Raw genomic sequence first — 25411 nt, forward strand, 5'->3', positions numbered from 1 at the left:
ATTCGGCCACGGCCTCTCCTGCCCTGCGGCCCAGATTTGCCCCCGGATCAAACGGATTGGGGGCAGTCATGGCGATCATCGAAAACACCACGCTTGCGGCGCTGACCACGCGCGGCGATGCGATCACCGCGCGGCATGTCGGGATGAACCTGACACAGGGCTATGAGCGCTTTGGCACCCTGCCATGGGAGAAGTTCGACGAGGTTCAGGCCCAGATCGGGTCCAAGCTGGTCCGCTTTCCAGGCGGGACCGAGGCCGAGACGCTGTTCGACTATGCCAACCCCCAGGCGACTTCGGCGATGTCGCCCACGGGTCAGGTCATGAGCCTGACGACGCCGGCGCAATTCCTGGCCTATTGCAAGGCGACGGGCTCTCAGGCGACCATCGTTTTGAACACCGAACAGCTGTTGACCCATACCGCCTATGGCACGCGGGATTTCGATCCGGCCATGTCAGGGCTGGTGCGCAATTATGTCCGCTATCTGCTGGACACGGCCGGTCCGGGCGGCATCGCGACCTTTGAGCTTGGCAACGAATACGCGGGCTATATGAACGCGGTCGAATATGGCAAGGTCGCCAGCGCCCTGGCCCTGATCGTCGACCAGGAGATCGACCGCTTTTACGACGCCCGCCCCGGCCTGGCAGCGCCGCGTCCCGATGTCGCGGTTCAGGTCTGGGTGGTCAGCGCCGGCGAAAGCTTTTCCATGACCGACCTTGCCGCGCGCAATCAGAACGTGATGGCGCAGTTCAACACCGCCGAACTGGCCTCTGTCACCGCCGCCACGACGCATTTCTATTACACCGAGGGCAAGTTTCTGGGTCAGGCCAATTCCCACACCTATGGCACGATCGCTTCGACCCTGGGCTATTCGATGGACCTGCTGAACGCTTGGTCCACCAAGGCCGGGCGCGCCTTGGACACGGTGGTTTCCGAATGGAACGTCCACTTCAAGGACCCGCAAAGCTTTGGCCTGCAACAGGTTCCGATCCTGCTGGAGATGTTTTCGGCGCTGGTCACTTTGGGTGTCGACGAGCTGGACATCTGGTCGACCATGTATAACGCCTCGGCGCTGGCGGATTACCGCGGCCAGCTTCAGGCCTCGGGCGCGCTGATGCAGATCATGGCGAAAGAGACCCTGGGGATGAAGGTCGCCGATGTGCCGGTGGCCTCGGCGCATTACGACATCCATGGGTTTTCGGATGGCGAAAAGACCTTGCTGTTCGTGTCGTCGCTGGTGGATGGCGCGTTGCAGATCAACATGAACCTGGCCAGCTATCTGGACCGGTTCGATGTGACCTCGGCCCGGGTGATCGCTGTCGATGCGGCGGGGGCGGATGGGGTTTACAAGACCTTTACCGGGCTGGCCCCCTGGGAAGAGCCCGATGCTCCGGTCCGGGTCACGGCGCAGAACCTGGCCTCGTTCCTGTCGGGCGGGGTCTATGCGGCGCAACTGGGCGCGCATGAGACGCTGGTGCTGCAGCTGACCAAGGCGCCGATCCGCATGGGGTCGATGGCGGCGGACAACATGACCGGCCTGGCCAATGCCAATGACCGGATCGACGCCATGGCCTCGAATGACAAGATTTACGGCCTGGGCGGGAATGACACGCTGTTGGGTGGGGTCGGCAATGACGGGATCTGGGGCGGTGACGGCGATGACCGGCTTTGGGGCGGACCTGGCAGCGACACGCTGACCGGCGGCGCCGGGGCCGATGTGATGGAGGGGCGCATCAACCCCGATGTGCTGTATGGCGAGGCGGGCGACGACTATATCTCGGGCGGCGAGGGGCCGGATACTTTGTGGGGCGGCACGGGGGCGGATGCCTTTGTGTTTCGCGCCGGTGAAAGCGGCACCGACATCATCCGCGACTTCCGCAAGGCCGATTTCGACTTCCTGATCTATGAGGGGGCTTCGGCCGTCACGGCTGCCAACTTTACGCTAGAGCGCAAGGTGGTGGCGGGGATCGGCGGGACCGGGGCGGAACTGCTGGTCCATTGGGGCGGGATTGGCGGGCCGGTGCTGGCCATCCTGCAGGACGGCGCGGGGATCACCGGATTGACGCTTCAGGACGGAATGACGGGGGCGATGCTGACCCTGTAACGCTCGGACTTCAGGCGCATCTGACGGCGCAGGCGGGCGATGGCTGCGGGCAGGGCGTCGAAGGGACAGGTCAGCATCAGGTCCTGCAGCGTGCCCCAGCTTTGGCTTTCGCGAAACAGGCTGGTGGCGGGATGGCTGGCAAAGGGCACCGCCACGGCGCGCAGCCGCGGGTTGCGCGCCATCAGCCAGCGCGTCGCGGCCTTGTCGTCGGGGTGATGCGGGTCATACAGGATCACGCCGCGGGGCAGGGCGCGCGTGGCCTGTTCGGCCCGCGCCTGCCAGCCGGGGGGCGGGTTGGTCGCGTAAATCTTGGCCGTCCGTGGCCAGCCCAAAGGCGCGGGAAACCGCGGCGAGACCATGATGACCTCGGTCGTTCCCAGGGCCGCCGCGAACAGCAGCGCGCCAAAGGCCCCCATCGAAATCCCCAGCGCCCGACCCGTCCCCGGTGTCAGGGCCAAAGCGGCCTCCAGATCAGGGCCAAGATACCAATCGTTGCCAGAGGTTTGCACATGGCAGGGCGCATAGCCCGCCGTCGTCGCCGTCTGGGGCAGGCGCACCGGGTCGAACCCGCGCCGCGCGGCGTCGAAATTGTCGAACGTCGCCCAAAGCGGGCCGCAGCCCTGTCGGGTGATGCGGATATGGGCGCCGTCAAACAGTCTTTGCGGGTCCAAAGCTTTCCACCCAGTCGATCATCTGCGGCAAAAGGATGCGCTGATCATAGCGGTCAAGCGCGGTGCGGCGGGCGGAGATCCTGACGGCCTCATAGGCCTCGGGGCGGGCCAGCGCATCGGTCAGCTTGGCCGACCAACCCGGCACGTCAAAGAAATCGACCAGCGACCCGTTGACCCCGTCGCGGATCACCTCTGTCACCGGGGCGGTGGCGCTGCCGATGACATGGGCGCCGGCCGACATGGCCTCGATCATCGACCAGGATAGCACGAAAGGATAGGTCAGATAGGCATGGGCGCGGGAGACCTGCATGATCGAAACGAACTGGTCATAGGGCACTTTCCCCATGAAATGCACGCGCGACATGTCCAGACGGTCTTGGACCTCGGACAGGATCAGGTCTTTCCAGCCCTTGCGATCCTTGGGCGCCGAGCCATAGCTGACCTCGTCGCCGCCGACGATCACCACCTGAGCCTGGGGCCTTGCGGCCAGAACCTCAGGCAGGGCGCGCATGAAGGTGTGATAGCCGCGATAGGGCTCCAGGTTGCGGTTCACAAAGGTCAGAACCTCGTCCCCGGCGCGCAGGATGCGGCCATCGGGAAGCGTCACCGCAGCCGCCGGGTTGGGCGTCATCACATCGGTGTTCACGCCGTCATGGATCACCTTGATCATCCGGCGCAGCGGGGGCGGAAAGGTCGAGGCCTGCCATTCGGTCGGCGCCAGCCCCGCATCGGCATGCAGCAGCGATTGCCCCAGATGCCCGGCGCGGCCCTGAGCAATCATCACCTGATCAAAGTTGGGCGGGTTGAATTCGGGGTCAAAGCCCACGTCGGCGCCGCGCCCACGATAGTAGAACTCGGCATAGATCAGCAGCTTGGCCTCGGGCCAGACCTCTTTCAGGAACAGCGTTTCACCCCAGCCGGAGTGGCCAAAGATCACATCAGGGACATAGCCCTTGGACTGCCGCAACTGCAGGCAGGCGCGGGCGACGGTGACACCGCGGTCGGACATCTGGGTGTAATTGCGGCCCAGACGAGTGACGGCCGGATCGACCTTGGGCGCCTCATGCTTGTATTTCAGCACCGGGATCGCGCTGTCGCGGGTGTTGGTGAAATCGGTCAGCGCCAGACACTCATGGCCGCGCTTTTTCATCTCGGGCGCAAGGTAAAGGTATTGCCCCGGGAAATTCTGGTGGACGAAAAGCAGTTTCATGAAGGGGTCCCGAAAGCGGCCAGCATCAGCGCCTTGGTATAGTCGCTTTGCGGATGGGCGAAAATGGCCTCTGTCTCGCCCTGTTCGACCACATCGCCGGCCCGCATCACCATGACCTTGTGCGACATGGCCCGCACCACCCGCAGGTCGTGGCTGATGAAGATATAAGCCAGCCCATGCCGCCGTTGCAGATCGCGCAGAAGGTCGACGATCTGCACCTGGACGGTCATATCCAGCGCAGAGGTCGGCTCATCCAGCACCACCAGCTTTGGGTTCAGGATCATCGCCCGCGCAATCGCGATGCGCTGCTTTTGCCCGCCCGAGAATTCATGCGGATAGCGGCTCATCATGGCGGGGTTCAGGCCGACTTCCTCCATGATCGCGCCGACCATGTCGCGACGGTTGCGGCCGGGATCGACGCCATGGACGCCCAGGCCCTCGGCGATGATCGCTTCGGCGGTCATGCGGGGCGACAGGCTGCCATAGGGGTCTTGGAACACCACCTGCATGTCGCGCCGATGCCCCCGCATCGCGCGTTCCGACAGCCGCGAGATGTCCTGACCGTTCAGGTAAACCCGCCCCTCGGCTTGCGCCAGGCGCAGAACGCCAAGCGCCAGGGTCGATTTCCCCGATCCGCTTTCGCCGACGACGCCCAGAGTCTCACCGGCGCGGATCGACAGGTTGACCGGGTTCAGCGCCTTGATATGCCCCGTGGTGCGGCGCATCAGGCCCGTGGTGATCGGGAACCAGACCTTCAGGCCCTCGGTGCGCAGGACCTCGGGCGCGCCTTGGGGCACGGGTTCGGGGGCGCCAACCGAATGGGCCGCCAGCAGTTTCTGGGTATAGGGGTGCTGGGGGTTGGCGAAAATCTGGGACGTGACGCCCTGTTCGACGATTTCCCCGCCCTGCATCACACAGACCCGATCTGCGATCCGGCGGACGATGTTCAGGTCATGGGTGATGAAGAGCATCGACAGCCCCTCCGACGCCTTCAGAACCGCCAAAAGGTCCAGGATCTGCGCCTGGATCGTCACATCCAGCGCCGTCGTCGGCTCATCCGCGATCAACAGCTCCGGCTTGTTCGCCAGGGCCATGGCGATCATCACGCGCTGGCGCTGACCACCCGACAGCTGATGCGGAAAAGACAGCATCCGGCTTTCGGGGTCGCGGATGCCGACCTTGGTCAACAGTTCGACCACCCGCGCGCGGGCCGTTGCCCCCTTGACCCCCTGATGCAGCGACAGGCTTTCGGTGATCTGGCGTTCCACAGTATGCAACGGGTTCAACGAGGTCATCGGCTCTTGGAAGATAAAGCTGATGTCGTTGCCCCGCACGCGCCGCAGGGCGCTTTCCGGGGCGCCCACCATTTCGGTCCCGGCATAGCGGATCGACCCTGTCACCTCGGCCGCTTCGGGCAGCAGGCGGACGGTGGACAGCGCCGTCACCGACTTGCCCGAGCCCGACTCGCCGACAAGGGCCAGGGTCTCGCCTTTGTTCAGGGTGAAGGACACGCCACGGACGGCCTGAGTCACCTGGCCCTCTTGGCGAAAGCCCACGGTCAGGTTTTGAACGGTCAAAAGGCTCATCTGAAAGTCCGGCGCGGGTCAAAGGCATCGCGGACGCCTTCGAAGATGAAGATCAAAAGCGACAGCATCAGGGCCGAGGTGAAAAACGCGGTAAAGGCCAGATGCCAGCCCTCCAGGTTGTTTTGCGCCTGCCGTGTCATTTCCCCAAGCGAGGGGTAAGCGGCGGGCAGGCCATAGCCCAGGTAATCCAGGCTGGTCAGCGATCCGATGGCGCCGGTGACGACAAAGGGCATCATCGTGGTCGTCGAAATCGTCGCATTGGGCAGGATGTGGCGGAACAGGATCACCCAGCCCGGCACGCCAAGCGCCTTGGCCGCGCGGACATATTCGAAGTTGCGCACCCGCAGCGTTTCGGCCCGGACAAGGCCCACCAGGCCCATCCAGCCAAAGGCCACCATGATCGCGATAAGCAACCAGAAGCTCATGGAAAAGATCGAGGCCAGGAAGATGATCAGGTAAAGCTGCGGCGTCGAAGAGATCACCTCTAGCACGCGTTGAAGGATCAGGTCGAACCGCCCGCCCAGGTAGCCTGACAAAGCCCCCACGATGACGCCGATGACCGAAGTGATGGCCGAGTAGATCAGGCCGAACGTGACCGAGATGCGAAAGCCATAGATCGCGCGGGCCAGCACGTCGCGCGTCGTGTCATCGGTGCCCAGCCAATGCGTGCCGTCGGGCTTGGTCGGCGCGGCGGCCTCCAGGTCGTTGATCGTGTCATAGCTGAAAGGGATCGGCGCCCAGATGATGCGCCCCGGCTGGAACCCATCCAGCGCCGCGCCATAAGACCCGTCGGCCACCGTTGCCACGATATCTTCGGGCGTATCAAGGCAATCGACCGCGCCACCGGTCAGAATCAGGCATTGGACGACGGGGTCCTTGTAGCTTGCCTCGGTCTTGAAATCGCCGCCGAAGTCCTGTTCCGAATAGAACGACAGAAAGGGCGCGCGCCACTCGCCCTGGTATTGCACCGCCAAGGGCTTGTCATTGGCGATCAGCTCGGCACAGAGCGACAGGCCGTAAAGGATGGAAAACAGGATCAGCGAGTAAAACGCCCGCTTGTTCGCCTTGAAGTTCCGCCAGCGGCGCTGGTTCAGGGTCAGCGGCTTCGTCGCGGGGGCCAGGGGGGGGGCCAGGGGGGGAGCCAGGGGGTCGATCTTCATTTCCGGGCCTCGAAGTCGATGCGCGGGTCGATCAGCATATAGGTCAGGTCGGATATCAGCGTGATCGCCATCCCCAAAAGCGTCGAGACATAAAGCGTCGCAAAGATGATCGGATAATCCCGCCCGACGATGGCGTTAAAGCCCAAAAGCCCCAGCCCATCCAGCGTGAAGATCTTTTCGATGAACAGCGACGACCCGAAGAAAACCCCGATAAAGGCCGCAGGAAAGCCCGCAATGACGATCATCATGGCGTTGCGAAAGACATGACCATACAGAACCTGATGTTCCGACAGGCCCTTGGACCGGGCGGTCATCACATATTGCTTGCCGATCTCGTCCAGGAAGGAATTCTTGGTCAGCAGGGTCAGTGTCGTGAATGCGGTAATCAGCTGCGCCGTGACCGGCAAGACGATGTGCCACAGGTAGTCCAACACCTTGCCCATCGGGGTCAGCTGGTCCCAGACCTCTTGGGGTGAGGTCAGGCCGACCAGGGGGAAGATGCGGAAAAACGACCCGCCCGCGAAAACGACCATCAGCATCACCGCGAACAGCAGCGAGGGGATGGAATAGGCGGCGATGATGATGCCAGAGGTCCAGACGTCAAAGCTTGACCCGTTGCGCACGGCCTTGCGGATGCCCAAGGGGATCGAGATCAGATAGGCCAGAAGCGTCGACCACAGCCCCAGGGTGATCGACACCGGCAGCTTGTCGGCGATCAGGGTCATGACATTCTCGCCGCGGAAATAGCTCTCGCCGAAGTCGAAGGTCAGGTATTTCCCCATCATGATGAAGAACCGTTCGACCGCGCCGATCTTTTCCTTGCGGCAGGCCGTGTCCTTTAGCGTCGGGGTGCCGACAAAGCCGGTGTCGCAGACGATGCGGGCAAAGCCGAATTCGACCTCGATCTGGTCCAGGAACTCGGGCGGCAGACCGCGCGCGCCCTTGTAGCCGCCGGCTTCCTCGGTCGTCTCGGAGCCGCCTTGCAGCTTGTCGCTGGCCTCGCCCTCGCCTTCCAGCCGGGCCGAAAGCGTCTCGATCGGGCCACCGGGGACGGCCAGGGTCAGGGCAAAGTTGATCAGCATGACCCCGATCAGCGTCGGGATCATCAACAGGATGCGGCGCAGGATATAGGTCGGCATCAGCGCAACACGCCATCCGCTTTCAGCTTGTCGCCCTTGGCGGCGTCATACCACCAGAACGAGGTCTCGCCCAAAGCATAGGGCGGCATCTTTTCGGGATGGCCGTATTGGTCGTAATAGGCCGTCCAGACCGAGGCCTTATACCACTGAGGTATCCAGAACCGCTCTGCCAGAAGCACGCGGTCCAGCGCCTGCGTGGCCGTCACCAGCTCTTCTTTGGTCTTGGCGGCTTCGACCACCCGGGCCATGGCATCGACGGCGGGGGATTTCAGTCCCATGACGTTATAGGACGAATTGTCCGCGGTCTCCGAGCCATAGAACTGCCGCATCTCGTCGCCCGGCTCCATGTTGGCGTGGGCGGCGCTGGTGATCAGGTCAAAGTCGAAGGCAGGCGGCTGGGTGCGGGTTTCGAATTGCGCATCATCGACATTCTTCAGGCTGGCGTCGATGCCAAGCGCCTTGAGGTTTTCGATGAAGGGATTGTGGACGCGGTCAAACTGCGGGTTGTCGTTCAGGATTTCCACCGTCAGGACCACGCCATCCTTGCGGCGCAAACCGTCGTCGCCGACCTCCCATCCCGCCTCGTCCAGCAGCTTGGAGGCCTTGCGCAGGTTCTTGCGGTCCAGCTGATCTTCGCCCGACACCGGGGCCGTGATCGGCGGGTCGGTCAGGATGGCGGCGGGCAACAGGCCCTGGTCCACAAGCGGCTGCAGGATGGCCTTTTCGGCCTCCGAGGGCGCGCCCTGGGCCGCCAGATAGCTGTTTTCCCAGACCGAATTGATGCGGGTGTAAAGCCCGTAAAACAGCGACCGGTTCGACCATTCAAAGTTGAACATCAGGCTGATCGCCTCGCGGACACGGGGGTCCTGGAACTTTTCGCGGCGCAGGTTAAAGACATAGGCCTGGCCCGAAGCCTTGGCGCCGTTGGCGATTTCCTCTTGTTTCACCGTGCCGTCCTGGACGCCGGGGAAGTCATAGGCCGTAGCCCAGGACTTCGAAGAGCTTTCCTGGCGGAAGGTATAGGTGCCCGCCTTGAAGGCCTCAAACGCCGCATTCGGGTCGCCGAAATATTCAAACCGCAGCGAGTCGAAGTTGTTCTGACCCTTGTTGATCGGCAGCGCCTCGCCCCAGTAATCCGGGTTGCGCTTCCACACCACGGCGCGGCCGGTCACGGTGCGCGCGCTGTCCAGTTGATAGGGGCCGGTGCCCAGAAAGGGGTCGCGCGTCGAGTCTTCCAGACTGCGCTTCTTGGCCACGAAATCGGCCTTGGAAAACACCGGAAAGCCGCCCATCTTGGCCGGCAGATCGCGGAAGGGAACGCCAGCCTTGAAGGTAAACTTCACCGTCAGCGGGTCGATGACCTCGGCCTTGTCGACCTGAGTGCTGAGGATGGTGCGGAAGTCCGAAAGCCCATGGTCGCGGAACTGTTCATAGGAAAAGATCACGTCCTCGGCGGTCATGGGCGACCCATCGGCGAATGTCACGTCGTCGCGCAGGTGAAAGATCACCCAGGCGCGGTCGGCGGGGTATTCCAGCGTCTTGCACATCAGGCAATAGGCCGCGCCGATTTCGTCTGCGGTGCCGGTCAGGATGGTTTCATAAGGCGCGGTGGCGCCCGCGCCCGGAACGCCCTTGATCGAATAGGGGTTCAGCGTGTCCCAGGTGCCCCCCACGGCGGCCATCGAGATCTCGCCGCCCTTGGGGGCATCGGGGTTGACGTAATCGGGGGTGAAATCGGGCCCGTATTTCAGGTCGCCAAAGGTCGAAATCCCGTGGCTTGTGATGATGTCCTGCGCTCTGGCCTCATGCGCCAGGGCGGCCATCAGCACCAGCCCCGCCATCCCCAGCCGCCAATCCCGAACCTGTGCAACTGCCAGCGATTTCATCGCGCACCTCCGTCTTCTTTGGCGGTAAAGGTAATGCGCTTTGCAAAAGGTCCACAAGCCGCGATTGCGTGAGCGGGGGGTGATCAACGAAAAAGGCCGCCCCGAAGGACGGCCCTTGATCGAATGTCGGACCGCTTACTTCAGCGATTCCAGATAGGCGATGACATTGGCGCGGTCTTCGGGCTTGGGCAGGCCCGCAAAACCCATCTTGGTGCCCGGGACATAGGTCTTGGGGTTCTTCAGGAAGTCATACAGATGCTCGGCCGTCCAGGGGTCCTGCACCGAAGCCATCGTCTCGGAATACTTGAAGCCCGCGACCGAGCCGCGTGCCCGGCCCACGACGCCGTTCAGATGCGGACCCGTGCCGTCGCCGCCATCAATCTTGTGGCAGGATTTGCATTTGCCAAAGACCTTTTCGCCCGCGGCGGCATCGGCGGTGGCTGCAACATCGGCATAGGCCACTTCGACGGCGCCTTCATCGGCGGCGGCGGTTTCCTCACCCTCGACGGCGGCAGGATAGACCGCAGCGGCATGTTCGCCATGGCCCTTTTCGCCAAGACCATAGATCGAGCCCGCGGCCCAGACGCCGAAAAGGAAGAACAGCAGCGCTCCGCAAACACTGCCAACGATCTTGGTCATGGTCATCGTGTCGAACATGCAGCACCTTCCTTCAGGCAGTTCTTTGCGCGCTATCTACCCGCTTCCCCCTTGTCCTTGCAAGGTGTAGCAACGCGCCAAAAGGTCGCTTTGACCCCATTTTTTACGAAAGGGTTGCCTCAATGTCGGTCCGTATCGCGTTTCAGGGCGAACTTGGCGCCTATTCGCATCAGGCCTGCGAACAGGCCCGCCCGGGCTGCATCCCCGTGCCCTGCACCACCTTTGAAGACGTGGTCGAGATGACGCGGTCGGGCGAGGCCGACATGGGGATGCTGGCGGTCGAGAATTCGACCTATGGCCGCGTGGCCGATGTTCATTCGCTGTTGCCGAAGTCGGGGCTGCATATCGTCGACGAGGCCTTTGTGCGCGTCCATGTGAACCTTTTGGGGGTCAAGGGAGCGACCCTCGCCGATGTCCGCGAGGCGCATGGCCATGTGGTGATCCTGCCGCAATGCGCGGGGTTTTTGCGCGCCCATGGCATCAAGGGGAAGGTCAGTTCCGACAATGCCCGCGCCGCGCGTGAGGTCGCCGAGGCGGGCGATGTGACGCGGGCGGCCCTGGCCAGTGAGCTGGCGGCGCGGATCTATGGGCTGGACGTTCTGGCCCGCCATATCGAGGATCACGCCAACAACACGACCCGTTTCCTGCTGATGTCGCGTGAGGCCGATATGGCGCGGCGTGCCGCCGACATGATGACGACCTTCGTCTTCCGCGTCCGCAACATCCCGGCCGCGCTGTATAAAGCGCTGGGCGGTTTCGCGACCAATGGTGTGAACATGACCAAGCTGGAAAGCTATATGGTCGACGGCAGCTTCACCGCGACCGAGTTTTACGCCGATGTCGAGGGCCATCCCCAGGACGCAGGTCTGCGCCTTGCGCTGGACGAGCTGGCCTATTTCACCACCCATCTGACGATCCTGGGCGTCTATCCGGCCGACCGGAAGCGGTGAATCGCCTTTAGCGCCGCAGGCTGTCCCGCAGGTTGGTGGGGCGGCGAAAGCGGTCCTCGATCTCGACGGCCAGCTGGCTGATGCGGTTGGCATATTGCCGCTCGACCTTTTTGCGGGCCAGTTTCAGGCCCTGGACATAAAGCCGCGCCGCGATGGTGCGCGGTTTCAGCTCGGTCTTGACCTCGATGCGCGTGCGGGTGGAGGTCAGGTCCATCAGGCTGATGGCCATGGTGACATCGGCCAGCGCCGATTGTCCCGAAACGGTCAGTTTTTCCGGCTCCGTCATCAGATGCACCGCCAGCGTCGCCTTGCGCGCCTGGCCACGAAAGGCAAAGCCCAGGGCCCAGGCCATGCCGGCGCCCTTTTGCGTCATGCGGTCGGTGCGCGTGACCTCGGCCCCGCGGCGCATGGCCATGCGCTCCCAGGCCTCGAAGTCGGTGATCTCTGCCCAGACGAAGTTGACGGGAACATCAACATCGTATCGCGCCACAAGCTTCATGCCGTCATCCCGTTCGTAAGGCGGCGAATGTCGCCGGAATCGCCAGCGACCGCAAGCCATGCTGCGGCGAGTTTATTAACGGTGAGGTGGATTGGTGGAGCAAAGGGGGATCGAACCCCTGACCTTATCATTGCGAACGATACGCTCTCCCAACTGAGCTATTGCCCCATCCGCGCAGCGTTTTTCGCGGATGGGGGCGGGAATGTCAAGGGGGCCGGCGCTGTGGTGGGACGGCAAGGCGATCAAGATTGTCGGGCTGGCAAGGCCCGGGCGCCGGGGGGCGCCTGGGCCTCGGCTGGCGGGAAACAGGCTCTGTGCTGGCCCTATTCCCGGACCCAGACCTGCATCGGGTTCGCTCCGCGGTTGCACCAGGCGTAATAGGGCAGCGCCAGCAAGGGCGAGGGCTGCTCGGTCGGGGGCTCGGTCTGATATAGCGCGGCCGGGTTTTGGAGGGCGGCGCCTTGGGCTGTCACCACGGCGACGCCTCCCAGCAGGTCGGCGCGGAAGGTTGCGGTCAAATCAGCCCCGCGCGGCAGGCGCAGGCGGTGGAGGGGCGCGGCCTGGTCCTGGGCTTCAAGGCAATAGACCAGCGGGCCACGCATCAGGGCGACGCGGCCGATGTCGGCCTTGACCTCGGGATGGGCATGGACCCGCTGCGGCGTCATGGGAAGGTGAAGCGCGACCCTGTCATCCCCCCAGTGCCGATGCAGGCGCAGGTAGCCGCGTTCCGTCGTCATCGGCACGGGTGCGCCGTTGACCGTCGCCGTGGCGCCCTTGGCCCAGGCGGGGATGCGCAAGCTTAGGGTGAAGGCGCGGTCGGACTGGACTTGGACGCGGATGGCGCCGTCCCAGGGATAGGCTGAGGTCTCGGTGATCGTCGCCTGACCCTCCGCCACGGGCAGGGTGGCTTTGGCGCCGCCGTAAAGGTGAACCGCGATTTCGTCCTTGGCCAGCCCCATGACATAGCCGCCAACCGAGGCCACCAGCCGCGCCACGTTCATCGTGCAGCAGGGGCAGGGGTGCCATTCCCAACGCTGATGCGAGCCGTCGGACTCCAGCTTGTTGTCGTAGAAATAGGTCTCGCCGTCGCGCGACAGGCCGGCCAACGAATTGTTATACAGGGCCAGTTCCAGGATATCGGCATATTGGCCGTCCAGGTCCAGGTTCAGCATCCGTGCCGCCCAAAAGACCATGGCCACCGAAGCGCAGGTCTCGGCATAGGCGGTGTCGTTGGGCAGGTCGTAATCTTGGGTGAAACCCTCATTCCGGGCCGAGGGGCCGAAGCCGCCGGTCACATACATCCGGGTTTCGGTCACATCGCGCCACAGGGTCTGACAGGCCTGCTTCAAGGCGGTGTCGCCGTGTTCGGCGGCAAGATCGGCCATGGCGGTATACATATACATGGCGCGGACGGCGTGGCCCACGACCTTGGTCTGTTGACGCACCGGGATATGGGACTGCGAGTATTCATAAGTCCCCTGGCCGTATTTCCCGGCAGGCTCGCCGCGGGCGGCGGCTTCCTGGTCGAAGTAATGCGGCTGGGCGCCCCTTTCGTCGATGAAATAGGTCGCAAGGTCCAGGAACTTGGTCTTGCCCGTCGCGTGAAAGGCCTTGACCAGGGCCAGTTCGATTTCCTGATGGCCGCAATAGCCGCGTTTCTTGTCCGGGCCGAAGGTCGCGGCGATGTGGTCCATGTAACGCTCCATCACCTGAAGCATCCGGTCCCGGCCGGTGGCGCGGTAATAGGCCACGGCGCCCTCTAGCAGGTGGCCGGCGTTATACATCTCGTGATTGTCGCGCAGGTTGGTCCAGCGGTTTTCCGGCTCGCGCTCCTGATACCAGCAGTTCAGATAGCCGTCGGGGGCCTGGGCGCGTTCAAGGTCGGTGACGATCTCTTCGATCTGCGCCTCGATGACCGCGTCGCGGCGGTGCGACAGGGCATAGGACGCGGCCTCGACCCATTTGCCGACATCGCTGTCCCAGAAGATCTCGGTCGTGAAGCCGTTCGGATGCGGCGGAATGGTCAGGGGCGGCACGGGTTGCGGCAGTTTCAGGCTGCGCAGGATGTTGTGCTTGGCCAGTTGGGCATGCTGGCTGGGGATGGTGCGGGTCAGGACGGTTTCCAGACGCTCGGACCAAAAGGCGCCGGTGATCTGGACATCGGAGAAGGGAACAGAGGCATAGCGGCGCATTTACGTGCTTTCTCGGTGGATGAGGGTGCAGGGCAGGCGATGGGTGCCGGTTGGCTTGGCGCCCTTGATCATGGCCGCCAGCTGGCGCCCGGCCTCGGCCCCCAAGGCGGTCAGGTTCATGTCGACCGAGGTCAGGGGCGGGCGGCAGGCTGTCACCATCACGTCCCAGTTGTCGAAACCGACCAGGGCGATGTCTTCGGGGCATTTGAGGCCCGCTTCACGGATCGTGTCGGCGACGCCGCGGGCGATCTGGTCGTTGCCGCAGAAGATGGCGTCGGGGGGATGGGTCAGCAGGCGGGCCATCGCCTCGCGGCCCCAGGCTTCGGACCAGGGGCCATGCAGGACCGGGCCGGGGGGGAGGTTGGCTTGTGTCAGGGCCGCGCGCCAGCCGATTTCGCGCAGGCGGACGGCCTCGAAATTGTCGGGGCCGGTGATATGGGCGATGCGGGTGCGGCCCTGTTGGATCAGGTGTTCGGTGGCGAGCCTTGCGCCGCCCTCGTCATCGGGGAGGAAGGACAGCGCATCCTCACCGCCTTGGGAAAAAACATAGATGACCGGGATCGGCAGGCCCTGAATTTCAATGGAAGGACGGCGGTCGGCGCGGCGCGAGGTGACGACCAGACCGTCGATCTGCTTGGCCAGAAGCTGCTCCAGATGGGCAAGTTCACGCTCGGGGTCGTCGGTGGCGTTGGCCATGAAGACGCCGATGCCATCCTCGGACAGGACGCGTTCCAGGCCCTCCATGATCGGCATGGTGAAACGGCCGAAGCTGTCGTTGGAGATCAGCCCGACTGACCCGGACAGCCCGGTGTGCAGAGATTTGGCCAGCAGGTTCGGGCGGAAGTTCAGCGCGCGGACCGTGGTCATCACGCGGTCACGGGTGGATTGCGCAAGCGAGCCGGTGCCGTTCAGCGCCTTGGAGACCGTGCCGATCGAGACCCCGGCGGCGCGGGCGACGTCATGGATCGTCGGGTTCCGCCGGTCGTCGGCCATGGGCGCTCCTGGGTTGGGAAAACGTTTTCCTAAGGTCCAAGGTGGCGCGGGATTGGCGGCTTGTCAACGGGGTTAAGGTGGGGGCCATGAGGCTGTGCGTCGGCCGCCCGTTACGGTGCGACTGTGGGGCCGGGCTTTGCCGACTGCAAGGGCGTGTGTTGCCCTGCCGATTGCGGGGTCAGTCCTCGTCCTCGACCGTGCCGCGGGCGGTTTTCACGCCAGCGCGGACCTTTTTCGCCACCAGACGGCGCTGGATCGAGCCATAGGTGGGTTTCGTGGCGATCCGCCGCTTGGGCACCACCAGGGCGGCGCGGATCAGTTCGATCAGGCGGTCGCGGGCGATCTCGCGGTTTTGGGCCTGACTGCGGGTGTCCTCGACCTGCAGGACGATGGCGCCTTCGTTGGTCCAGCGGCGGCCCGCCAGTCGTTTCAGGCGCGCCTTGACCGCGGGGGTCAGATGGGGCGAGCGTTCCGCCTCGAACCGCAATTCGACGGCGGTGGAAACCTTGTTCACATTTTGCCCGCCGGGGCCGGAAGACCGCACGAATTGCTCGGACAATTCCCAATCGGCGATGCTGATCGTTTCGTTGATTATAAGCATGTTCACCAAACGAGAAAGGGTCGCAGCGCGCGACCCTTCCCGAGTTCCAAGGAGATGGGGCCAGTTAGGTGCCATCCAACTTGGTGAGATTTTTCAAGGGGTTGCCCTTAGAAAACCATCCTCCAAGCTGTCCCGACGCACTTCTCCAATATCACTCTAGACACTGGATCACCTCCTTTCGAATGGTTGCCGATAGGGTGAGTCTGACACGGATTTGCGGTTTGTCAAAAGCTTTCCGCAACTGGTTGTGCCAATTTCGCGATAATTAGACGGAACGGCAGCAGACCGAACAAGGCGATGGCAAACTTCACCGCCCAGTCGGCGACGCCCAGCGAAATCCAGTAGGGGACCGCGGGGCCAAAGCCCAAAAGCGGGCCGATTTCGCCCGCCCAAGAGACGTCGTTGCCGGGTTCCAGAAAGCTGAGCGCGCCGGCGAAGGCCAGCGTAAAGAACACCACCGAGTCCAGCGTCGAGCCAAACAGCGTCGCCACCAGCGGCGCCCGCCACCAGGCCGCGCGGCGCAACCGGTCAAAGATCGTGATATCCAAGAGTTGCCCCAGCGCAAAGGCGGTCAATGAGGCAAAGGCGATGCGCAACGTGGTCAGGCCGGGGACTTGGGCGGCCACGACCGAACAGGCCAGGCCCACGACAAAGCCCGCCAGCACGACGATGCGGGCGGCGCGCTTGCCCTCCAGCCGGTTGATGACGTCATTGACGAGAAAGCAGAAGGGATAGGTCAGCGCGCCCCAGGTGAGGTAAGCCCCAAGCGGGTGGTTGACGAGGATATTCGAGGCCACGACAAGCGCGGCCATGGCAATTATGCCAGGCAGAAGCGTTTTCATTGCTGTTTTCCGTTTTTTACAAGGTCGCGGAGACTTGAGGGTGCCCATGGGGCTGGGTGCCTTTACGCCCGCAGCCCTAGTCCGGCAAGCGATATTCCACGAGTTCGGCGCGAAACAGCTTCAGGAAATTGTCGTCCGACACCATCGAGGCCACCAGCCCCGTCCCATCGCGCCAGATCGACAGCCCCTCCAGGTTGTCATGGGTGCCAAGCGCGGTTTGCAGGATCAGCGCTTCGGTCCCTTGGTCAAACCGCCTGATGCGGCTGGCAAAACCCGCGGGGCCTGCGAAAAGCCGCTCCAGCACATAAAGTCGGCCCTTGTCGTCGAAACAGGCATCGGCGACCAGCCAAAAGGGGTCATGGCGCAGGGAATAGGCCTTTTCCCAGGCGGTCCCGGTCCAGGTGAAGACCGGCAAGTCGCCCTTCACCGCCGCTTCGGGGATCAGCCACAGCGTGCCATCGGGGGCGCGGGCCAGGGCCTCGAAGGCGGTGTTCGGGGGGAATTGCGCGAACGCTTTGGGCCGCGGCATCCGGGTTGAGGGCTGGCCGATCCGCGGCATCGAAAGGACCCGCGCCGTGCCCTCTGTCGATATCCAGGCCCGCCCGCCGGGACCCACGGCCAGGCCCTCGGTGTCGGACTGGCCGTCGCGCAGGGGCCGACCCTTTGCGTCCAGCACCGCCAGCAGGGGCCCGGAGGTCACTTGTCCTGCCGCACGGTCGATCTTGACCCGCAGAAAGCCGCCCTTGTCGGTCAGGATCACCGCGCTGGCGCCATCCGCCGTCATATGCAGCGCCGAAAAGCCGCCGCCGGGCAGGGCTTTCAGGTCAAAGGACCGCAAGAAGCCCTCGGGCGGCAGCGGGCCCGCCGCGCTTTGCAGGCCCATCAGCCACAGACCAAGGATCAGTTGGCCGAGAGAACGGCGGCGCATTGTGCAGGCAGATCGGACATCAAAAGCTGGCGCGCGCCCTTTTTGCGCGGGGCGGCGGGGACCGGCGTCTTGGAGGGCTTCGGATGCAGATAGGCATCCGACACCCACCACATCAGCGTGTCGTCGCAGCCATCCCCACCGTTCGACAGTTCAGCCACCGTGGGCTTTTGCCTTTCGCACAGCGGCGAGCCCTTGGGGCATTTCAGCCGGACATGCATGTGGTCTTCGTGGTTCGCCTCGGGCCGGATCTTTTGCAGCCAGGCCTTGTCGGCGGGGGTGGCGGTCTTGCACATCTCGATCTTGATGGCGGCGGCGACGAAGATGCGGTCGACGCGGGGGTCCTGGGCCGCCAGCCGCAGAACCTCACGATAGGACGGGTCCCAGTTGCCATTGACCGACAGCTGGTCATCCGACCGGATCGAGATGGCCGACATCTTCTCGCGCTCGCGCCGGGAATGGTCCAGCCGGTCGGGGATAGAGAACCAGATGTCGACATCCAGCCCCATCTGGTGACTGGCATGGCCCGAATTCATCGGCCCGCCGCGCGGATTGCCGATGTCACCGATATACAGACCGCGCCACCCGGCGGCCTGCACGGCGGCCGACAGTTCCATCAGATAGGCCACCGTCACCGGCTGGCCCCAGTTGCGGTTGCGCGACAGGCGCATGGCCTGCCAGGTCGGCCCGGTCTCGGCCAGTTCGACATTGCCAGCCGCACAGCCCTTGCCATAAGCGCCCACAGGCTGCGCTTCCCCGGCAGTCGGCAGGGGCTTGGCGGAAAACAGCGTAGCGGCGGTGGTTTCGGCAAGCCCCGCACTGCCCATGCAGGCCATCAGCCCGGCGATGATCCAGGTTTTCATCTTTCCCCCTTGGGTTTGACCCATCCGAGCAGCACCATCCCCAAAAGGAACAGCAAGATCAACGGGATGGCGATGCCGATGCGCTGGCTTCCGCTGATCGTGGTGGCCAAGGCAATGCCGGCGGGCGCGATGAAGGACGTGACCTTGCCCGACAGCGCATAAAGCCCGAAGCTTTCGGTCGCATGGGCGGGCGTCGTGTGAAACACCATCATCGTGCGGCTTGACGATTGCAGCATCCCCCCCGCCGCGCCGATCAACATGCCGCAGGCGTAGAATATCTTGTCCGCCACGCCAGGCGCCAGAGCCGCCCCGTAAAAGCTGTCCGAGGTCATCCCCGCGATCACCAGGCAAACCGCGATCAGCACCCAGATTGACACGACCATGACCGGCTTTGGCCCGCGGGCGGAATCCACGCGGCCTCCGATCCAGGAGAACACCGCCGCCGCCAAGGCCCCCGCGATGCCAAAGACGCCGATCTGGGTGATCGACCAGCCCAGAACCCCCGCCGCATAGACCCCGCCAAAGGCGTAAAGCGCGTTCAGCGCGTCGCGGTAGATCATCGACGACCCCAGATGCGCAAACAGCGACCCGCGCCGCGGCAGGCTGCGGATCAGGTCGGTCAGGCTTTGCAGCGCGCGGCCCATGCCGGTGGCGACCCTTGGCACCTCATGCACCCACAGAAAGAAGGGCACCATGAAGACCGCGAACCAGATGGCGGTAAAGGGGCCGACGGACCGCGTCCCCTCGCGTGCTGCGGGGTCAAGGCCGAACAGCGGGTCCAGCCCGATCAGCGTCTTGCCGCTGTCGCCGCTTTCGGCCAGCAAAAGCAGCATGATGACCAAGGAGATGATCCCGCCCAGATAGCCAAAGGCAAAGCCATAGCCCGAGACCCGGCCCATATCCGCGTCGTCACACAGGTCGGGCATCAGCGCATTGGTAAAGATCGTGGCGAACTCCATCCCCACCATGCCGATGCCGAACCAGATTTGCGCCATCAACAGGTCGGGTGAGGTGGGCATCAGGAACCACAACATCGCCGAGCCCAGGATATACAGCCCGGAAAAGCTGACGATCCAGGGCATCCGCCGCCCCGTGCCATCGGCAAAGGCGCCCAGCAAAGGCGCCATCACCGCGATCAGAACGCCGGTGATCGACTGGCCCCAGCCCCAATAGGCCTGAGCTGCGGCGCCCGCCGCCTCGGGGGCAAGGCCCTGGCCTGCGAAATGGGCCGTCGCGACCTGCTGGAAATAGGGGCCAAAGACAAAAGTAAGAAGCAGCGTGTTATAGGGCTGGCTGGCCCAGTCAAAGAACCACCACCCCCAGATGCGCTTCCTGCTTGTCGTTCCCATGCCGCAACCCCATCTTTTCCCCGGATGAAGCCCCAAGCCCCGCAATTAAGCAAGCCAGAGATTGCGGATGCCTTGGGTTCAAGCTACCACATCTACGCAAACGAAAGGGCCTGCCATGACCTCGATCCTGCAAATCCTGTTGATGCTTGTTGGCATCGCCCGTTGGGTCATCCTGATCCATGTCATCATGAGCTGGCTGATCAACTTCCAGGTGCTGAACCTGCGTCAACCCTTGGTCGCGCAGATCTGGTATGGGCTGAACCGCGTTCTGGACCCGGTCTATTCCCGCGTGCGCCGGTTGATCCCCGGGACGGGCGGCATCGACTTTGCGCCGCTGATCGTGCTGTTGGCGATCTATGCGCTGGAAATCGTGATCCGCAACAATCTTTACTCCTTCTAGGCTGGGGTTAACCCGGCCTTAACCAAGTTCGGGGCAAAAGTCCCATGTGTTCCAGATTGACCTCATGACCTCACCGGAAGAGTTGCTCCACCAAGTCTGGGGCTTTGCAGGGTTTCGGCCAGGCCAGGAAGAGATCGTCCAGGCGGTGATCGCGGGCGAAAACACGCTGGCCATCATGCCGACGGGCGGGGGCAAGTCGCTGTGCTTTCAACTGCCCGCGCTGTGTCGGGATGGGGTGACGGTGGTGATTTCGCCGCTGATCGCGCTGATGCGGGATCAGGTCCGCAGCCTGAAGGCGGCAGGGGTCGAGGCGGGGGCGCTGACCTCGGGGAATACGGAATCCGAGACGGAAGAGGTGTTTCGCGCGCTGGACGACGGGCGCTTGCGGCTGTTGTATCTGGCGCCCGAACGGCTGGCCTTGCCGGGGACCCTGGCCCTGCTGCGTCGGGCGCGTGTCGGGCTGATCGCGGTCGACGAGGCGCATTGCGTCAGCCAATGGGGCCATGACTTCCGCCCCGATTACCTGCGCATCGGGACGCTGCGGCGCGACTTGGGCGTGCCTTTGGCCGCCTTTACCGCCACCGCAGACGCCGAAACCCGGGCCGAGATCGTCACGCGGCTGTTCGACGGCACGGCGCCCCGCACCTTTCTGCGCGGCTTTGACCGGCCCAACATCCGCCTGTGTTTCGCGGTCAAGGATGCGCCGCGCGAGCAGATCCTGTCCTATGTCAGGGTGCGCAAGGGCCAGTCCGGCATCGTCTATTGCGGCAGCCGGTCGAAATGTGAGGTGCTGGCCATGGCCCTGCGTGAGGCGGGCCATCCGGCGATCTATTACCACGCCGGCATGGACCCCGAAGAGCGCCGCCAGGCCGAGCTGCGCTTTCAGCAAGAGGACGGGCTGATCGTCGTGGCCACGGTCGCCTTCGGCATGGGGATCGACAAGCCCGATATCCGCTGGGTCGCCCATGCCGACCTGCCCAAGTCGATCGAGGGCTATTACCAGGAGATCGGCCGCGCCGGTCGCGATGGCAGCCCCGCCGACACGCTGACGCTGTATGGCCCCGAGGATATCCGCCTGCGCCGGTCCCAGATCGACGAGGGCGCCGCGCCGACCGAGCGCAAAGAGGCCGACCACGGCCGCCTGAACGCGCTTTTGGGTCTGGCCGAGGCGGTGGGCTGCCGCCGTCAGGTGCTGCTGGGCTATTTCGGCGAGGACTCCGGTCCTTGCAGCAATTGCGACCTGTGCGAGCGTCCGGCCAAGCTGTTTGACGCAACCGAGGCGGTGCGCAAGGCGCTGTCGGTCGTGCTGCGCACCGGGCAGATGTTCGGCGCGGGCTATCTGATCGACGTCCTGACCGGCAATGCCACGATGCGGGTCAAGGAAAAGGGCCATGACCAGCTTCCGACCTTTGCCGTCGGCCGTGACCTGTCCAAGGGCGCCTGGACCGCGGTTTTCCGTCAGATGATGGGCCGCGACCTCCTCCGTCCTGATCCGGAACAGAACGGCGGGCTTTACATGACCGAAGCCGCGCGCCCCGTGCTGCGCGGCGAAGTTCAGGTGACTTTGCGCGCCGATACGGTCGAAAAGGCCTCTGGTTACGTGACCAAAGCCGCGTCGCAGGTGGGCGAGGACGACTTGCCGCTTCTGTCGGCGCTAAAGGCGAAACGCCGCGCCCTGGCCGAGGCGCAGGGCGTGCCGGCCTATGTCATCTTTGCCGACCGCACCCTGATGGAACTGGCCGAGAAAAAGCCGCAGACCCTGGATGAGATGTTCGGCATCACCGGCATCGGCATGAAAAAGCTGGAAAGTTATGGCGAGGCGTTTTTGGCGGTGATCCTGGGGGGCGCGGCCGAGGCGCCCTCTCCGGCGCGGCGGAAACTGGTCGGGCGCGAGGCGGGGGCGATCTTTGACCGCCTGGCCGAGGCGCAGGTGGCGCTGTCGCGGGGCGAGGATGGGACGGGGAAATACCTGTCCTGCACGGATTCGACGCTGCGGCAAATTGCGGAACGGCGGCCGGGCAGCCTGGACGAGCTTTACCACGTGCAGGGCATGGGCGAGCAAAAGGTGGAACGGTTCGGCCCCGCCTTCCTGCAGGTCCTGCGCAACGCATGAGGCTCCGTGTCAAGCACGGAGCAGCTTTGCGCCCCGGATATGCTGCGCAGCATTAACCAAGCTCGCTGCGCAGCAAGACGTTGAAATTCATATAAAGCCGCCTTTGTCCCCCTCATCTGGTCATAAATATCCTTGGAGGGGTTCGGGGTGTCAGACGGCCCCCCTGACGCATCCAGCCGCGCCACGGCAATCGTTTTCCTTGAAACCCGATGCAAGGGGGGCTAGCTAATTGCGACAGCCAGGAGGAGCCCCCGATGTATCTTGCCAGCCCCGACCGTTACGACCAGATGCCCTATCGCCGCTGCGGGCGCTCGGGCCTTTTGCTGCCGGCGATCTCGCTGGGGCTGTGGCAGAATTTCGGCGGCACGGATGTTTTCGAGACCTACCGCGCCGTCCTGCGCCGCGCCTTTGACCGTGGCGTCACGCATTTCGACCTGGCGAACAACTACGGCCCGCCCTATGGGTCGGCCGAAGAGAATTTCGGCGTGATTTTCGCCAAGGATTTCAAGGCGCACCGCGACGAGCTGATCATTTCGTCCAAGGCGGGCTGGGACATGTGGCCGGGCCCCTATGGTCTGGGCGGGTCGCGCAAACATGTGCTGGCCTCGGCCGATCAAAGCCTGAAACGGATGGGGATCGACCACTTCGACATCTTTTATTCGCATCGGCCGACGCTGGACGTGCCCTTGGAGGAGACCATGTCGGCTCTGGTGCAGCTGCATCGGCAGGGCAAGGCGACCTATGTCGGCATCTCCTCCTATGGGCCGGAACGCACCAAGCAGGCCGAAGCGATCCTGCGCGCCGAGGGCGTGCCGCTGTTGATCCATCAGCCCAGCTATTCGCTGGTCAACCGCTGGATCGAATTCGGGCTGCTGGACACGTTGGAGTCCGTCGGCGCGGGCTGCATCGCCTTTTCGCCGCTGGGTCAGGGGATGCTGACGGGCAAATATCTGAACGGCGTGCCAGAGGATGCGCGGGCGGCGAAGGGCGGGTCCTTCAACATGAAACTTCTGACCGAGGAAAACCTCGGCCGCATCCGCGCGCTGAACGACATCGCGGCCAAGCGCGGGCAGTCTTTGGCGCAAATGGCGATCGCCTGGGTGCTGCGCGACCCGCGCGTGACCTCGGCGCTGGTGGGCGCGCGCAACGTGGCGCAGCTGGATGACTCGTTGAATTCGTTGAACAAACTTGACTTCACGGCCCAAGAACTGGCCGATATCAACCATCATGCCACCGAAGGCGGCATTGATCTGTGGCGGGGGCTCAGCGACTGATGCGTATCGTTTTCACCGGAGGCTCGGGCAAGGCCGGGCGCGACGTCATCCCCTATTTGCTGGCGCAGGGGCACCAGGTTCTGAATGTCGACCGGGTGGTGCTGAACCATCCCGGCGTCCATACTTTGCTGGCCGATCTGACCGATGGCGGCGAGACGATGAACGCGCTCTCTTGCCATTTCGGCTATGACGGTTACGCCGCGCCGGGCGGGCCTGCGCGCCCGGATGCGGTGGTGCATTTCGCCGCCGTGCCGCGCATCCTGATGCGGCCGGACAATGCGACCTTCATCGAAAACGTGACCTCGACCTATAATGTGATCGAGGCCGCGATGAAGCTGGGCATCCGCAAGGTCGTGATCGCCTCTTCGGAAACCACCTATGGGGTCTGCTTTGCCGAGGGCGACCGCGACTACAAGGAATTCCCGCTGACAGAGGACTATGACGTTGATCCGATGGACAGCTATGGCCTGTCCAAGGTCGTCGGCGAAAAGACCGCCCGCGCCTTTGCCGAACGATTTGGCGCCGATATCTACGCGCTGCGGATCGGCAATGTCCTGTCGGTCGAGGATTACGCGAACTTCCCCGAGTGGTTGGACAACCCCTTGATGCGAAAGCGCAACGCCTGGAGCCATATCGACGCCCGCGACCTGGGCCAGATCGTTGACCTTTGTGTCCGCAAGGACGGCCTGGGCTATCAGGTTTTCAACGCGGTGAATGACAACATCACCGCGCGAGAGCCCGCGCGGGAGTTTCTGGCCCGCGTGGCCCCGGGGACCCCGATCACCGGGGCTCTGGAAGGGTTTGACGCACCGCTGTCGAACGCCAAGATCCGCAAAGTCTTGGGATTCAAGCAAAACTACGACTGGCGCGACTTGGTCTGATCACTTGGCCAAACGCAGGGCTGCCGCCGCGATCCGCTCCAGCGGCAGTTCCTGTTCCACGGCCCCCAGCGCCATGGCCTCTTTCGGCATCCCATAAACGACGCAGCTGGTCTCGTTCTGCCCAATGGTCGAGGCGCCAAGGTCGCGCATTTCCTTCATGCCGCGCGCGCCATCGTCGCCCATGCCGGTCAGGATGATCCCCACGGCATTCGACCCGGCATAGCGCGCAACCGAGCGGAACATGACATCGACCGAGGGCCGGTGGCGCGAGACCATGGGGCCGTCGCGCACCTCAACATGATATTGCGCGCCGGATCTGGCCAGCAAAGTGTGACGGTTGCCCGGCGCAATCAGCGCATGGCCGCGCAAAAGCCGGTCGCCGTTGCGCGCCTCTGACACCGTGATCGCGCAGATCGAATCCAGCCGCTTTGCAAAGGCGGCGGTGAAGTTCTCTGGCATGTGCTGCACGATGATGATCGGCGGGCAATCCATCGGCATGCTTTCCAGCAGGACGCGCAAAGCCTCGGTCCCGCCGGTCGAGGCGCCGATGGCGATGATCTTCTCGGTCGTGCGCAGCATGGCCGAGCCCGACGCCTGGGCCTTGGGCGCCGCCAGCATCGCATCGGCCGAGAGTTTCGGTGCGACAAGGTTGGTCGAGTTGATCACCTTGACCTTCGCCCGGGCGGCGGCCAAGACGGCATCGCGGACCCGCTCTGCCGCCTCCTCCAGGAATTGCTTCACGCCCAGCTCTGGCTTGGCAATGATTTCCACCGCGCCAGAGGCGAGGGCCGCCAGCAGGGTTTCGGACTTTTCCGTGACCAGCGACGAGCAGATCACCACCGGAATCGGATGCTGCGCCATCAGTTTTTTCAGGAAGGTGACGCCGTCCATCCGGGGCATTTCGACGTCAAGGATGATGACATCGGGCCGGACCTGGCGCAGCTTTTCGGCCGCGGCAAAGGGGTCGCCGACCGCGGCGATGACTTCGAACCGCGGATCGGACGTCAGAATATCCGTCAGGGCGCGCCGCACCACAGCGCTGTCGTCGACGATGAAGACCCGGATGACGCGGGATTTCGGGTCAGAGGGTTGAAGTCGGCCAGGATGCTGGGACATGG

Annotated in this window: 22 protein-coding genes and 1 tRNA gene; 6 read left to right on the plus strand and 17 right to left on the minus strand. The window is 63.9% G+C overall.

Annotated elements, in window-relative coordinates; genetic code table 11:
* Nucleotides 1-68: 68 nt before the first annotated feature.
* The gene (locus tag NX862_RS09195; protein ID WP_264493609.1) at nt 69-2102 is read left to right on the plus strand and encodes a calcium-binding protein; all 2034 of its coding nucleotides are present in this window, start codon (nt 69-71) and stop codon (nt 2100-2102) included.
* Here NX862_RS09195 and NX862_RS09200 read toward each other — a convergent pair.
* The 7 genes from NX862_RS09200 to NX862_RS09230 form a co-directional block, all read right to left on the minus strand.
* Entirely contained in the window at nt 2066-2773 is a 708-nt protein-coding gene (locus NX862_RS09200; RefSeq protein WP_264493610.1) for a hypothetical protein, read from the minus strand. The two genes, NX862_RS09195 and NX862_RS09200, sit on opposite strands and share 37 nt — an antisense overlap.
* Entirely contained in the window at nt 2751-3983 is a 1233-nt protein-coding gene (locus tag NX862_RS09205; RefSeq protein ID WP_264493611.1) for a glycosyltransferase, read from the minus strand. The genes NX862_RS09200 and NX862_RS09205 overlap by 23 nt, the downstream gene beginning before the upstream one ends.
* Complete coding sequence (locus tag NX862_RS09210; RefSeq protein WP_264493612.1) at nt 3980-5569, minus strand: ABC transporter ATP-binding protein; 1590 nt, start codon at nt 5567-5569, stop codon at nt 3980-3982. Before NX862_RS09210 ends, NX862_RS09205 begins: the two co-directional genes overlap by 4 nt.
* Entirely contained in the window at nt 5566-6729 is a 1164-nt protein-coding gene (locus NX862_RS09215) for an ABC transporter permease (RefSeq protein WP_264493613.1), read from the minus strand. The genes NX862_RS09210 and NX862_RS09215 overlap by 4 nt, the downstream gene beginning before the upstream one ends.
* Nucleotides 6726-7868: a microcin C ABC transporter permease YejB gene (locus NX862_RS09220; RefSeq protein ID WP_264493614.1), complete on the minus strand. Its 1143-nt coding sequence runs from the start codon at nt 7866-7868 to the stop codon at nt 6726-6728. Before NX862_RS09220 ends, NX862_RS09215 begins: the two co-directional genes overlap by 4 nt.
* The gene (locus NX862_RS09225) at nt 7868-9754 is read right to left on the minus strand and encodes an extracellular solute-binding protein (RefSeq protein WP_264493615.1); all 1887 of its coding nucleotides are present in this window, start codon (nt 9752-9754) and stop codon (nt 7868-7870) included. The genes NX862_RS09220 and NX862_RS09225 overlap by 1 nt, the downstream gene beginning before the upstream one ends.
* Before the next feature lie 135 nt (nt 9755-9889).
* Nucleotides 9890-10411, minus strand: a complete 522-nt coding sequence (locus tag NX862_RS09230) for a c-type cytochrome (protein WP_264493616.1) — start codon at nt 10409-10411, stop codon at nt 9890-9892.
* 122 nt (nt 10412-10533) lie between these two features.
* Here NX862_RS09230 and NX862_RS09235 point away from each other — a divergent pair, with 122 nt between their 5' ends.
* A complete protein-coding gene (locus tag NX862_RS09235; RefSeq protein ID WP_264493617.1) occupies nt 10534-11361 on the plus strand; it encodes a prephenate dehydratase in 828 nt (275 codons plus the stop codon).
* A gap of 7 nt (nt 11362-11368) precedes the next feature.
* Here NX862_RS09235 and NX862_RS09240 read toward each other — a convergent pair whose 3' ends face one another.
* From NX862_RS09240 to NX862_RS09280, 9 genes are all read right to left on the minus strand, one after another.
* Nucleotides 11369-11860, minus strand: coding sequence for an SRPBCC family protein (locus NX862_RS09240; protein WP_264493618.1), 492 nt, complete (start codon nt 11858-11860; stop codon nt 11369-11371).
* A gap of 92 nt (nt 11861-11952) precedes the next feature.
* Nucleotides 11953-12028, minus strand: a tRNA-Ala gene (locus tag NX862_RS09245).
* Between the two features lie 155 nt (nt 12029-12183).
* On the minus strand, nt 12184-14052 hold the full coding sequence (locus tag NX862_RS09250) for a glycoside hydrolase family 127 protein (RefSeq protein WP_264493619.1): 1869 nt from the start codon (nt 14050-14052) through the stop codon (nt 12184-12186).
* Entirely contained in the window at nt 14053-15045 is a 993-nt protein-coding gene (locus tag NX862_RS09255) for a LacI family DNA-binding transcriptional regulator (protein WP_264493620.1), read from the minus strand.
* 178 nt (nt 15046-15223) lie between these two features.
* Nucleotides 15224-15646 carry an alternative ribosome rescue aminoacyl-tRNA hydrolase ArfB gene (gene arfB, locus NX862_RS09260; protein ID WP_264493621.1) on the minus strand — a complete coding sequence of 141 codons (423 nt, stop codon included), beginning with the start codon at nt 15644-15646 and terminating at the stop codon, nt 15224-15226.
* A gap of 224 nt (nt 15647-15870) precedes the next feature.
* Nucleotides 15871-16488 carry a queuosine precursor transporter gene (locus NX862_RS09265; RefSeq protein ID WP_264493622.1) on the minus strand — a complete coding sequence of 206 codons (618 nt, stop codon included), beginning with the start codon at nt 16486-16488 and terminating at the stop codon, nt 15871-15873.
* A 76-nt stretch (nt 16489-16564) separates the two neighbouring features.
* On the minus strand, nt 16565-17416 hold the full coding sequence (locus NX862_RS09270; protein WP_264493623.1) for an esterase-like activity of phytase family protein: 852 nt from the start codon (nt 17414-17416) through the stop codon (nt 16565-16567).
* Nucleotides 17389-18276 (minus strand): penicillin-insensitive murein endopeptidase, encoded by an 888-nt coding sequence (gene mepA / locus NX862_RS09275; protein ID WP_264493624.1) that lies wholly within the window; start codon nt 18274-18276, stop codon nt 17389-17391. Before mepA ends, NX862_RS09270 begins: the two co-directional genes overlap by 28 nt.
* The gene (locus tag NX862_RS09280) at nt 18273-19625 is read right to left on the minus strand and encodes an MFS transporter (protein ID WP_264493625.1); all 1353 of its coding nucleotides are present in this window, start codon (nt 19623-19625) and stop codon (nt 18273-18275) included. Before NX862_RS09280 ends, mepA begins: the two co-directional genes overlap by 4 nt.
* 115 nt (nt 19626-19740) lie before the next feature.
* Between NX862_RS09280 and NX862_RS09285 the strand changes: the two genes are divergently transcribed.
* From NX862_RS09285 to NX862_RS09300, 4 genes are all read left to right on the plus strand, one after another.
* The gene (locus tag NX862_RS09285; protein ID WP_264493626.1) at nt 19741-20025 is read left to right on the plus strand and encodes a YggT family protein; all 285 of its coding nucleotides are present in this window, start codon (nt 19741-19743) and stop codon (nt 20023-20025) included.
* Between the two features lie 64 nt (nt 20026-20089).
* A complete protein-coding gene (recQ, locus tag NX862_RS09290) occupies nt 20090-22138 on the plus strand; it encodes a DNA helicase RecQ (protein WP_264493627.1) in 2049 nt (682 codons plus the stop codon).
* Nucleotides 22139-22392: 254 nt separating this feature from the next.
* Entirely contained in the window at nt 22393-23412 is a 1020-nt protein-coding gene (gene mgrA / locus NX862_RS09295) for an L-glyceraldehyde 3-phosphate reductase (protein WP_264493628.1), read from the plus strand.
* Nucleotides 23412-24293 carry an NAD-dependent epimerase/dehydratase family protein gene (locus tag NX862_RS09300; RefSeq protein ID WP_264493629.1) on the plus strand — a complete coding sequence of 294 codons (882 nt, stop codon included), beginning with the start codon at nt 23412-23414 and terminating at the stop codon, nt 24291-24293. The genes mgrA and NX862_RS09300 overlap by 1 nt, the downstream gene beginning before the upstream one ends.
* Here the strand turns inward: NX862_RS09300 and NX862_RS09305 are convergent, their stop codons facing one another.
* Complete coding sequence (locus tag NX862_RS09305; RefSeq protein ID WP_264493630.1) at nt 24294-25409, minus strand: protein-glutamate methylesterase/protein-glutamine glutaminase; 1116 nt, start codon at nt 25407-25409, stop codon at nt 24294-24296.
* Nucleotides 25410-25411 lie beyond the last annotated feature (2 nt).

This window comes from Stagnihabitans lacustris, from assembly GCF_025950525.1.
In the GTDB taxonomy this organism is placed as follows: Bacteria; Pseudomonadota; Alphaproteobacteria; order Rhodobacterales; family Rhodobacteraceae; genus Stagnihabitans.